Annotated in this window: 9 protein-coding genes; 6 read left to right on the plus strand and 3 right to left on the minus strand. The window is 63.6% G+C overall.

Annotation, left to right across the window (positions count from 1 at the left end; translation table 11 throughout):
- Positions 1-360: 360 nt before the first annotated feature.
- The 3 genes from J1M86_RS23785 to J1M86_RS23795 are packed head-to-tail and all read right to left on the minus strand — an operon-like array spanning position 361 to position 4024.
- Positions 361-1722 carry a metallopeptidase TldD-related protein gene (locus J1M86_RS23785; protein WP_206511624.1) on the minus strand — a complete coding sequence of 454 codons (1362 nt, stop codon included), beginning with the start codon at positions 1720-1722 and terminating at the stop codon, positions 361-363.
- A complete protein-coding gene (locus J1M86_RS23790; RefSeq protein ID WP_206511625.1) occupies positions 1719-3257 on the minus strand; it encodes a TldD/PmbA family protein in 1539 nt (512 codons plus the stop codon). Before J1M86_RS23790 ends, J1M86_RS23785 begins: the two co-directional genes overlap by 4 nt.
- On the minus strand, positions 3257-4024 hold the full coding sequence (locus J1M86_RS23795) for a TSUP family transporter (RefSeq protein ID WP_206511626.1): 768 nt from the start codon (positions 4022-4024) through the stop codon (positions 3257-3259). The genes J1M86_RS23790 and J1M86_RS23795 overlap by 1 nt, the downstream gene beginning before the upstream one ends.
- A gap of 17 nt (positions 4025-4041) precedes the next feature.
- Between J1M86_RS23795 and J1M86_RS23800 the strand changes: the two genes are divergently transcribed.
- The 6 genes from J1M86_RS23800 to J1M86_RS23825 all read left to right on the plus strand — a co-directional run.
- Positions 4042-5217, plus strand: coding sequence for a sensor histidine kinase (locus J1M86_RS23800; RefSeq protein WP_206511627.1), 1176 nt, complete (start codon positions 4042-4044; stop codon positions 5215-5217).
- 15 nt (positions 5218-5232) lie between these two features.
- Entirely contained in the window at positions 5233-5892 is a 660-nt protein-coding gene (locus tag J1M86_RS23805; RefSeq protein WP_075839930.1) for a response regulator transcription factor, read from the plus strand.
- An 82-nt stretch (positions 5893-5974) separates the two neighbouring features.
- Positions 5975-6472 carry an FxsA family protein gene (locus tag J1M86_RS23810; RefSeq protein WP_206511628.1) on the plus strand — a complete coding sequence of 166 codons (498 nt, stop codon included), beginning with the start codon at positions 5975-5977 and terminating at the stop codon, positions 6470-6472.
- 17 nt (positions 6473-6489) lie between these two features.
- The gene (locus J1M86_RS23815; protein WP_307786730.1) at positions 6490-8103 is read left to right on the plus strand and encodes an amidohydrolase family protein; all 1614 of its coding nucleotides are present in this window, start codon (positions 6490-6492) and stop codon (positions 8101-8103) included.
- Positions 8093-9706 carry an apolipoprotein N-acyltransferase gene (lnt, locus tag J1M86_RS23820; protein WP_206511629.1) on the plus strand — a complete coding sequence of 538 codons (1614 nt, stop codon included), beginning with the start codon at positions 8093-8095 and terminating at the stop codon, positions 9704-9706. Before J1M86_RS23815 ends, lnt begins: the two co-directional genes overlap by 11 nt.
- Before the next feature lie 567 nt (positions 9707-10273).
- A partial coding sequence (locus tag J1M86_RS23825; protein WP_241260613.1) for a condensation domain-containing protein occupies positions 10274-12456 on the plus strand: 2183 nt, incomplete at its 3' end.

A 12456-nucleotide genomic window follows, 5' to 3' on the forward strand; every position in this document is an offset into this window, starting at 1 on the left:
CGGCGAGGGCGGCGTTGGCGGCGCGGTGGGCGGCGACGGTGTCGCTGAGCAACCCCGCAATTGGGTCGGGTTCGAAGTCGAGGTCGCGGAGTAGGTCGTTGTCGATGCTCACTCGATGGTTCACCCCGATCTCGGCACATGCTCGAACGTTTGTTCGATTACCGTCAAACGGTAGAGCACCCCACCGACAGAAACCTGACGCCGGTTCGGGCTGCGCACAGCCGAGAAGTCCGTTGCCTGTGCTGAGGATCCTCGACGAAAACCCCTCGAAGAATGCGACGGCAAAGTGCCTATGCAGCGTCCGACTATCACCCTGCGTAGTTGTCTGCCAGAGACTTGAACTCCTGCCCAAGCGAACAGCTACTGCGCAGCACTCACCGAGGACATGTGAAAGTCCGGAATACGTAGCGGAGGCATGGCCGTTCGGGTGAACCAGTCCTTCCATTCGCGTGGCAACGTAGGAATTGTTGCCCCGGCCTCGGTCGCACGACGCAACAGGTCCAGCGGACTCTCGTTGAATCGGAAGTTGTTGACGGCTCCGGTGACCTTCCCGTTTTCGATGAGATAGACACCGTCGCGGGTCAAGCCGGTCAGCAGCAGGGTTGCCGGGTCCACTTCGCGGATGTACCACAGTGTCGTCAACAACAATCCACGTTCGGTGCGGGCAACCATGTCGTGGATATCGGCGTCGCTGCCACCGGTGAGCACGAGATTGTCTCCGGGCACGGTGACTGGAGCGCCGTACTTCTCGGCGGCGAATCGGGGATACGCGAGTGCGTTGACGACCCCGTCGCGAATCCAGTCCACCCGGGACGTCTCCAGACCGTTGTCGAACAGAGATACAGAGTTGTTCGAGGAGGCAGTTGTCAGGAAGGGCGAATACTCCAGCCCGGGGTAGGCCGGATCGGAGAAGAGAGTGAGCGGCAACGCGCCGAGCTTCTCGCCGATGCGGGTGCCACCGGGACGGGACAGGGCGGTGTGTCCCTCCTGCGCCCCTCGTCCCTCCATGGTCCACATCAGGTAGATCATGAGGTCGGCAGCTGCGGACGACGGGAGGATCGTCTCGTATTTCCCCGCGGGAAGTTCGACGGTTTTCGACGCCCAATCCAGGCGTGTCGAAAGCTCGACCAGTAGTCCGTGCACGGAGACGTCGTCGAAGTACTTCGTTCCGGCACCGACCCATCCGCTGGCGTCGCCGCGTTTGCCGTTGATCTCCACCGATCCAGTCGGCTGGGTGAAGCGTCGGCGTACCCCGGTGGAGGTGCCGAGCCACACGGTCTCGACCTGGTGGTGCGCGAAGCCGTACAACCGGTCGGCGCCATCGAACCCGGTCGACAGATCGCTCGACAGGTGAGCGAAGACGTCGATGCTCGTCCGTTCCGATTCCAGATCCCAGTCGACGGATGAGGCGGTCGCCGAGACGAGAGGCATAGCGTCCTCGGCTGGTTCGGCCTCGCCGGCGTCTGCTTCACACTTTCGGACGATCGACTCGAACTCGGCCGGATCGATCGACGTCGACGACGCGGTGGCGACACGCGCACCGGCGGAGCCTCGCACGATCGATGCGACAGCCCACTTTCTCGATGTCGATATCCCGTTGGTGGTCATCGAATTTCCTGCCCACCGGAGTGAAGCCTCGCTCGCATCGGTGACGATGACGATGGTCTCGTCGGCGGTGGCGAGTGCCAGTACACGCTCGACCACTTCGTATCCGGGTATCACTGGCCCGCCTCCGATCGCGTGTTCAGTACGTTGACACCACGGAACAGTGCAGCGGGGCAGCCGTGGCTGACCGCCGCGACCTGACCGGGTTGTGCTTTGCCGCAATTGAATGCGCCGCCCAGTCTGCGCGTGGACGCGCCGCCGACGAGTTCCATCGACCCCCAGAAGTCGGTCGTGGTCGCCTGATACGCAACGTCGCGCACCTGGCCGTCCAACCGGCCGTTGCGAATTCTGAAGAACCTCTGCCCGGTGAACTGAAAGTTGTAGCGCTGCATATCGATCGACCAGGATCTGTCGCCGACCACATAGATGCCGTCGTCCACCGCTGCGATGAGGTCGTCGATACTGCGGTCCACGACTGGATCGGGTTCGAGAGAGACGTTGGCCATGCGCTGGATGGGAACGTGATGCGGAGAGTCCGCGTACGAGCATCCGTTGGACCGCTCGAGACCCATTCTCGGCGCGAAAACTCGGTCGAGCTGGTACCCGACCAGAATGCCTTCGCGGACGAGATCCCACTTCTGGGCCGCGACACCGTCGTCGTCGTACCCGACGGTGGCAAGCCCGTGTCGCTCCGTCCGATCTGCCGTCACATGCATCGCGGGGTTGCCGTAACGCAACGTCCCCAGTTTGTCCGGGGTCGCGAACGACGTGCCCGCGTATGCCGCCTCGTATCCGATGGCTCGATCGTATTCTGTTGCGTGACCGATCGACTCGTGGATCGTGAGCCAGAGATTCGTCGGGTCGATGACGAGGTCCGTAGGACCCGGCTCGACCGAGGGCGACTTGATCTTCTCCGCGAGCCAGTGCGGAATCCGCGCGAGTTCGTCGTCCCAGTTCCAGGTGCTGTTCGCTTCGAGATACTCCCAACCACGACTGACCGGGGGAGCGAGGGTTCGCATGCTTTCGAAGACGCCGGCGGACTGATCGACAGCCGTACCCTCGAGCTGCGGATGCACTCGTACGCGCTGCTGAGTGATCGAGCTCCCGGCGAGGTCCTGATAGAAGGTTTGCTCCTTGACCTGCATTACGGACGCAGTCACGTGATCTACCCCGTCGGCGGAGAGTAGGCGGGAGGAGTACTCACCGAGCACTTCCACCTTCTCCTGCGTCGGCACCGCGAAGGGGTCCTTGTCGTAAGCCGACACCCAGGTGGCATCACGGTAGATCGGTTCCGGGGCCAGTTGCACCACCTCACGGTTCAACTCCCGCAGGGCCTTTGCCACGGTCACTGCAGTGCGAGCGGCTTCGGCGGCTGATTCTATGGTGAGTGCCGAGTGCGAGGCGAAACCCCACGTCCCGTCGACGACCACGCGGACGGCCAGCCCGATCTCGGAACCGTCGACGACGGATTGGACCGATCCGTCTCGCATGTTCAGGGACTGGGAGAAAAGACGGTGCACACGGAAGTCTGCGTGAGACGCGCCACCGCGCTGTGCAGCATCGAGCGCCGAATCGGCCAACTCGCGGAGCGGCAGCGCCAGAAATTCCGGGTCGACATGTCGATCTGACAGCTGGGCCACAGCACACGACATTAGCCGAATTGTTGCCAACCGAGCCGAATGACCATGCCGATGACGACGAAGAGCAGTACCACCCGAACGAAGCCCGAACCCCGCGACAGCGCCGTCCTCGAACCGAGGAGCGCGCCGATGACGTTGCATACCGCCATGACTGCTCCGAGCTGCCACAGCACATGGCCGGTAACGGCGAAGAACACGAGTGCACCGATGTTGGAACCGAGGTTGAGAACCTTGGCCATCGCCGCACTTCGAACGAATTCCGTTCCGAGCAGCGTCGCGAACGCGATGATGAAGAATGTTCCGGTGCCGGGACCGAGAATGCCGTCGTAGAAGCCGAACCCACCTGCGGCGAGAAAAACCACCAGCACGAACTTCGACCGCGTGGGCGGGCGATCCGCTGCGATCGTCCCGATCGTGGGGCGCGCGGTCACCAGAACGGCCACGCCGATCAGAACCACCATGATGATCGGAATGAACAGGTCCCGGTCGATCAGCGACACGGCCGCAGCACCGCACGCCGACGCAATCGCTGCCGTTGCCCCTGCCGGCGCCATCACACGCCAGTCGAGCGGAATCCTGCGCGCGAACGTGACCACCGCCGCGCCCGTTCCGAATACCGCCGTCATCTTGTTCGTCGCCAGTGCGGCCTGGGCACTGAGCTGGGGGGCGACGACCAGGATCGCAGGCAGCAAGATCAAGCCGCCCCCGCCGACAACCGCGTCGACCCACCCTGCCGCGAACGCAGCAACCATCAACAATCCCCAGTCTGCTGCCGCCATACGGCAGACTCAACCACATGCGAAGGTTCAGTCTCTGGCTCAGGGGTAAGCCCTTCGTGGCCGACTCGTTGCTGGCCGTAGCGCTGTTCATCGCGGACGCAATTGCATTCTTGAGCAACTCGTCGATGCACAGTTGGCTGCTTTTCGTCGTGGTATCGATCGCGGTGTGTGTGCCGATTGCGTGGCGTCGCCGACATCCGCGCATCGTCGCGGTTTCGGTGCTGTTGGCGTCGCTGTTCAGTACGTTCGGCGGGATCGCGGTGGGGGAGACCGAGAATCTGCACCCGTCATTGATCGCGATACCGATCATGCTCTATACCCTCGTGGCCTACGTCGGACGACGTGATGCTGCGATCTACCTCGTCGCCGTGACGGTCGACAGCGTGCTGGCGTTGATGCTGTTTGCCCAGGAGCCGATTTCGACCGTTCTGTTCACGGTCATGATGTTTGCGCTCGCCTGGATCGCAGCGGAGTTCATCGGCGCACGCCGCGCCTACGACGAAGCGGTCGAAGCGCGACTCGCGGTGGCCGAGTACGACCGCGACAGACGCGCGGAGGAAGCCGTCGCGATGGAACGCACCCGCATAGCTCGCGAACTTCACGACGTCATCGCCCACGGTGTAAGCGTCATGGTGGTGCAAGCGGACGGCGCGTCCTACGCAATCCGCAAGGATCCCGCCCGCGCCGAGCAGGCGGTGGCCAACATCTCGGCGACCGGAAGGCAGGCGCTCGCGGAACTGCGAAGAACCGTCGCTCTGCTGCGCACCACCCCGAACGCCGACGAAGTACCGCTGTACGGAACGGCGGGTCTGGCGAAGGTCGTCGACATGATGTCGAGAGCTGGATTGAATGTCGAGCTCGAGCAGACGGGCAATCTCGACGATATCGGCCCGGCCATCAGCTTGGGCATCCACCGGCTCGTGCAGGAGTCGTTGACCAACGTTCTTCGCCACGGTGGGCATGCACCCAAGGCGAAGGTTGTAGTGGTCCGTCGTGAGGAGGACGTACTGGTCGAGATCGTCAACACCGGTACGACGCCGGCCGAGGCAGGCGGCAACAGCAGCGCAGTCGAGGGAACTGGAAACGGGCTTCTCGGTATGCGCGAACGAGTGGCAGTGCTACAAGGTTCACTCGAGGCGGGACGAGTCGACGACGGCCAATGGCGGGTGCGGGCGGAATTACCCCTCGATTGACGTTAAGTTGAACCGGTGCCGATCACCGTACTCATCGTCGACGACCAAGAGCTGATGCGCATGGGCTTGACGATGGTCCTCGATGCCCAGGACGACATCACAGTTGTCGGCGAGGCCGCCGACGGCGAATCGGCCGTGCGGGCCGTGAACGATCACTCGCCCGACGTCGTTCTCATGGATGTCCGGATGCCAGGTCTCGACGGAGTAGCCGCTACTGCAGAGATCACGTCGTCGGAAGCCAGTTCGCGCGTGCTCGTGATGACGACCTTCGACCTGGACGAGCACGTTGTCGGCGCGATTCGAGCGGGGGCCAGCGGGTTTCTGCTCAAGGACACCCCTCCGGACGATCTCGTCTCGGCGATTCGGAGCGTCGCTGCCGGAGATGCCGTCGTCTCACCGAAGGTAACCAAGCGGCTACTGGCCCGGTTTCTCGCCGACAATGCGTCGCCCTCCCAGGACCCGCGGCGCCTCGATGCACTCACCGAACGTGAGCGTCAAGTTCTCGAGCTGCTCGCCACAGGCATGTCCAACGCCGAGATCGCAGCTGGGTTGGTGCTGTCCGAGGCCACGATCAAAACTCACGTCGGACGGGTCCTGACCAAACTGGGCCTGCGGGACAGGGTGCAGGCGGTGGTCCTGGCGTACGAGACAGGTCTGGTACGGCCCGGTATTTGATCGTTACCGAAATCGGTGGCCGGTGACGGGAGCAATTGCACTGCGTCGTTCGTTGTACGTGCAGGCAACGAAAGGAACCACAGTGTTTGCGCTTTTCATTCTCTACGTCGTGGTCGAGGTCGCAGCCCTGATCGCGGTCGGCAGCGCGATCGGCGTCATGTGGACCGTCCTGCTGCTCGTCGCAGGTTCGATCTTCGGTCTCGTCCTGGTTCGTTCGCAGGGCAAGCGAATCATGGAAGGGCTCCGCGCCGCGAGTCGAGGTGAACGTTCTCCTGGCGTCGCAGTGGCAGACGGAGCGCTCTTCGCCATAGGTTCTGTGGCCATGTTCGCGCCCGGACTGGTCTCCTCGCTCTTCGGCATCTTGCTCCTGCTGCCCTTCACCCGATGGGCGCTGAGGCCGCTCGTCATGATCGTGGCTGCGCGGTGGATGCCAACCGTTGTCACCGCAACCTCGAGAATGCGACCCACCGTCATCGACGGGGAAGTCGTTCCGGAGCAGGCCGGCCCGCCTACGAGAGGTGGCGCGTCGAACCTCGTGCTCGAGATGGACGGATTGGATTTCGATAAGCCGACCCGCTGAGGGCAGACTTGTCTCCCGTGCGTACCCAACTTCTTCTCGGCGGGCGGATTTACACCCCGTCCTCTCCTGATGCAACTGCGATGGCCGTCACCGACGGCATCGTCTCCTGGACGGGAGAGGACCGAACAGGGCGAGCCCTGCACCCGGGCGCTGAGGAGATCGACCTTGCCGGCGCGTTCGTCGCCCCGGCGTTCGTCGATACCCACGTCCATACGACGGCTTTGGGCCTCGCTCTCACCGGTCTGGATCTCGGTGGGTGCTCGTCCCGAGTCGAATGCTTGCACCGGATTCGCTCTTTCGCCGCGCAGTCCACGGACGCCGTCATCTGGGGGCAAGGCTGGGACGACGCCGCCTGGGCGGACGGAGGCCCGCTATGCACCGCCGACCTCGACGAGGCTGCCCCGGGTCGGAACGTGTACCTCACACGCATCGATTCGCATTCCGCGGCCTGTTCGACGGCTCTGCGGCGCGCCAGTGACCTGTCGGAATCAGCTCGCGGTTTCCATCCGCAACACCCGCTCACCGCCGACGCCCATCACGCTGTGCGCTCCACGGCACGCTCACTTCTGACCGTCGCCGACCGTTCTGCGGCGCATCGATCGGCGCTGGACTTGGCGGCCTCTCGTGGTGTGTGTGCGGTACACGAGTGCGGTGGCCCCGACATCGCGGGACTCGACGATTTTCGCGAACTCCTGGCCTTCGAACACGGTGTGCAGGTTCGCGGCTACTGGGGGCAAGCGGTCGACACGGCTGAAGAGGCACGTCAACTGCTGGCCGCGACAGGCGCGCACGCCCTCGGTGGAGACCTGTTCGTCGACGGTTCGATCGGTTCACACACCGCGTGGTTGACGCAGCCGTACTCCGACGCCCTGGGCACTGGGGACGACTCGGGCACCGGAATCGCGTACCTGGGACCGGATTCGATCTCGGCGCACCTACTCGCATGCACCGAGGCAGGCATCCAAACAGGATTTCACGCGATCGGCGACGGCGCGGTAGGCGCTGTCGTCGAGGCACTGGAGCAGACCGCATCGCTGATGGGTGGCCCAGCTCTCGCCTCGCGAGGTCACCGAATCGAGCACCTGGAAATGGTGTCGGCCGCGCAGGCGGACAAACTTGCGTCCTGGGGCGTCATCGCAAGCATGCAACCCGCATTCGACGCACTGTGGGGAGGCGAGAGTGGCTCCTACTCCACGCGCTTGGGCACGCAGCGCGCAGCCGATCTGAATCCGCTCGCACGGCTCGCATCAGCCGGCGTCTCGCTCGCCTTCGGTTCGGACGCGCCGGTGACTCCCGTGGATCCCTGGGCCATGCTGCGAGCCGCTGTCAACCACCGGACGGCCGGCAGTGGCATCTCACCCAGGGCCGCGTTCGCAGCGGCGACGCGCGGCGCCTGGCGGGCCGGCGGAGTGCGCGACGGACTCGCCGGCACTCTGGTCGCAGGCGCGCCGGCAAGCTACGCAGTGTGGGACACCACCGAACTCGTCGTCCGGGCCCCCGCCGACACCGTGGCACGGTGGTCGACAGATCCGCGGGCCGGCGTCCCCGCGCTCCCTGCGCTCGAACCGGAATCGACGAGTCCTCGCTGTCTACGCACAGTTCACCGTGGTCGTGTGATCCATGAAGCGTGAGGGCGCCGCAGCACGCTCGAGCAGTGCAGCAACCTCGAGCAGTGCAGCTGTAGTCGCGCTGCGCAGCGCAGCTGCGGTGTCATCGGGGTTGCTGCTGTTCGCAAGCTTCCCGCCGCGTCAACTCTGGTTCCTCGCACCGATCGGCATCGCCCTGCTGGTCCTGGTGTTGACCGGCGTCGGCGGGCGAACTCCATCGAAGAAGAGCGGGTTCGGCTACGGCTACCTGGCCGGGTTGGGCTTCTTCGTTCCACTACTTCCGTGGATCGGCGTCTACGTGGGTCCACTCCCGTGGCTTGCGCTCGCTGCAGCAGAATCGGTGTTCATCGGCTTGTTCGGCGTGCTGGCAATTGTCTTGTCGCCGTCACGGTGGTGGCCGCTGTCGATCGCACTGGCCTGGAGTCTGATCGAATGGGCACGATCGACATTTCCGTTCGGCGGGTTTCCGTGGGGTCGACTCGCCTTCGGTCAGCCCGACGGTTGGCTGCTGCCGCTCGCGAGCCTCGGCGGCGCACCGCTGCTGAGTTTCGGCGTGGCGCTCACCGGTTGCGGCATCGCAGCCCTGGTCCACGCTGGGTTGCGCGATCGAACACCCCGGCGATGGCTGGCGGCCGTTGCCGTCACGCTCGCCGCGTCCGTAGTCGCGCTCGCGCTTCTACCGACGCTGGCGTCGAACACTGCTCGGCCGGGCGAGGAAACTGTGACAGTTGCCGCGATCCAGGGGAGTGTGCCGCGGCTCGGTCTCGACTTCAACGCGCAACGCAGAGCTGTGCTGGACAACCATGTCCGCGAGACGCTGCGACTCGCGGACGACGTTGCTGCCGGTCGTCAGCCCGCGCCGGATGTGGTGATCTGGCCCGAGAACGCATCGGACATCGATCCGCTACGCAACCCCGATGCTGCTGCGCTGATCACCGAGGCATCCGAGACGATCGGGGCACCGATTCTCGTCGGGGCGGTGCTGGTCAACGACGATCGCACGACAACCAACTCGGCAATCGTGTGGGACGGTGCGGCGGGACCGGGGGAGCGCCACGACAAGAAGATCATCCAGCCTTTCGGCGAGTACCTTCCGTTTCGGAGCTTCTTTCGTCTGTTCTCCGAATATGCCGATCGTGCGGGATATTTCGTACCGGGCAGCGGCGACGGCGTCGTCCATGCAGCTTCGATCGCCGTGGGTGTGGCCACCTGCTACGAGGTTGCCTTCGATCGTGCTCTGACGGAGTCGGTGCGCTCGGGAGCTCAACTGCTTGCCATACCGACCAACAACGCTACGTTCGGCGATACCGAGATGACATATCAGCAACTTGCGATGTCGCGTGTCCGTGCAGTCGAGCACGGTCGATCGGCGGTGGTGGCCGCGACGAGTGGGATCAGCGCGATCGTCTCTCCACAGGGTGACATTATCGAGCAGTCCGAGCTGTTCGAGCCGGATGCGCTGGTCGATCGAGTTGTGCTCCGTGACGACAGAACAGTGGCGACCGATCTGGGTGGAATTCCGGAGATCCTGCTGTGTGTCGGTGCAGCTGTCTTCCTCGTATCCAAAGTTGCACGACGCGAAAAAACATTCCCCGAGAATGTTTCTTCGGCAAGAAAGCAACCTTAGTTCCAGCGACAAGCCGGTTTTTACTACTGCCACCTAAAGGTGGTCATTCAGGTGAAGCAATCGACGCCTGGTATTTCAAGTGCGTGCGATTTGTAACGGTCGGTGACGTAAAGTCGATTCCTGCAATAGTGAACTTTATGCTTGTGAACCCGCACTCACAGGTTGGCCGACCTGGTTTCGCAGAAAGCTGCACGGCCAGGAATGTGCGCTACCTGAAAGTTCAGTGGGAGGGGGCGATGCCGAACACCTTGCCCGGCAAACGGGACAGCCACCTGCACCTGAAAACCGGGACCGAGTCCAATTGAAAGCCCGAAACATACGGTCGGTCGGTTAGCGGTTGCGGTGCGCGGCCAATCCACATTGCGTCGCGTAACGAACCATTCGGGTAAGCGCGTTGCAGGCTGCTGGCATACCAGCGGCAGGTTCACGCGGCAGACCACACTCAGCACCGATGACGCACGAACGAGAACGGATTCAACATTGATCGCTTCTGCCATGAAACCTCTGGGAAGAACGGCACCGCGATCGATCGCTGCGTCACCGAATTCGATTCAGAAAGGCTTCTGAATGCGAGCCGCGGTCTCAGGCGATTCTCGAAGCACCCCTTCCCAGGGTGTCGATGCGTCCAAAGCCTTCCCACTGTCTTCGGCTCAGCGCGGAATGTGGTTCGCTCAGCAGCTGGCACCAGAGGTGCCGGTATGCATTGCGCAGTACGTCGATCTGCGCGGCGACCTCGACCTCGAGCTTCTACGCAAAGCAACCCGGCAGGCAGGCCACGAGTTCCAGTCGGCGTTCATCCGCTTGTTGGAGGTCGACGGCGAGCCGATGCAGGTCATCGATCACGATATCGACGACTCGGTCGACTACATGGACCTCCGCGCGGAGTCCGATCCGATGGGCGCAGCAAAGGCGTGGATCGACGCAAACTACACAGCGCCGATGGACGTCATGACCGACCGGCTCGTCAGTGTGTGGGTCATTCACGTCGAAGACGACCGCTATCTCTGGTACAGCAAGATCCACCACGTCGCACTCGATGGATACGGCGCTATGACCGTGGTGAATCGGACCGCCGAGCTCTACACCGCCGAGCTCGAAGGCCGCGAGGCAGCACCTGCGAAAGCCGCAGCACTACAGACCCTGTACGACCTGGATCAGACCTACCGCTCGTCGAGCCGCTTCGAAACCGATCGCGAGTACTGGGCCGAGCATGTCGGGAGAGCCCAGGACGGCGCCACCCTGGCGGGAACCTCGGGGGCCACGATTGCGGCCAGCAAGCTCGAGAGTGCGGCACTCCCCGTCGACGTCGTCGACGCGTTGGAGGACTCCGACGCCACCAAGAGTGCCACGGCCGCAGCCGTGGTGATCGCCGCGTTCGCCTGCTACCTCTCTCGCATGACAGGCCGCGAGGAGGTGCTGGTCAACATCCCCGTCTCGGCGCGAACCACGGCAGTGCTTCGCCGATCCGGTGGCATGTTGGTGAACGTAGCGCCGCTGTCGATCAGAGTGAAGCACGGCCAGAACGTCGGCGAACTCGTTCAACAAGTGCAACTCGAACTCATGGGCGCCTTGAGGCACCAGCGGTTCAGCATCGAAGACATACGCCGCGACCTGACGAGTCGAGGCCAGTCCAGCGCTCTCGTGGGGCCCCTGGTCAATGTGATGCTGTTCCACCAAGAAATCCACCTCGGGCCCATCGTGGGCGAATTCAACATCGTCACATCCGGCCCGGTCGAAGACCTCTTGGTCAACGTCTACCAAAGTGGCTCACCGTCGAGGACCTTCGTCGATTTCCGAGCGAACCCGAATCGGTACGAAGACGACGATCTGGCTGAACACCACCGAAACTTCGTCGACATCGTGGGTTCATTCGTAGCGGCAAGTCCCCACGATGTCATCGACGACGTGCATCCGGACAGCGCCGCAATCGGCCGGCTCCGTCGGCTCGAGCGCGAGCAATTGGCATACTGGACGTCAGTTCTGGTCGACGCCCCCGATCCGGTCGGCCTGCCCGGTATCGCGGTCGGCTCACGGCAGGACCAGCCTGCGCCTACGTCTTACACGACCTCGGTGGACGGCGTCCTTCATCGCACGTTGCTCGCTGCCGCCACCGCCCAGAACTCGAGCGTCCTGGTATCGGTACACACGGCATTGGCCGTGCTCCTCGCTCGCATGTCCGGTGAACCGGATGTAGTGATCGGTGCCCGCACCCCGGCCACGCGGGAGAACGTCGTCGCCCTTCGCGGCACGGTTCATTCGACGGACACCTTCAGCGATATTGCGGCGCAACTTCGTGGCGTCGATGCCGCAGCCCTCGACCATGCCGACGTGTCGCTCCAGTCGGTGTCCGAGGCCCTCGGTGAACACGCAACGAGTAGTTCCGACCTCGTCAGAGTTCTGCTGTCCTTCGGTTGCTCCTACTCGCCCGAAGACCTCGGTCGGGCCGACCTGGTCGTGCACGTCGAAGAGACGTTCGACGCCTTGGGCGTCCCCGCCGGTCTGACCATCGAACTCGCCTACCGCGAACACTCGGCAACCGAGGAAACCATCGCGGCACATGCCCAGCGCCTGATCCGGTTGCTCACGGCATCGGCGCACACCCCGACAGCAATCACGGGCGACGTCGAGTTGTTGTCGGAGGCCGAGCGTGCGGTGTTGGTGCCGGTGCGTGGTGGTGTGTCGGTGGCGGGTCGGTTGTTGTCGGAGGTGTTTGCTTCGGCGGTTGCTGTTGCTGGTGTCGATGCTGTGGC

Source organism: Rhodococcus sp. KRD197 (genome assembly GCF_017168235.1).
In the GTDB taxonomy this organism is placed as follows: Bacteria; Actinomycetota; Actinomycetes; order Mycobacteriales; family Mycobacteriaceae; genus Rhodococcoides.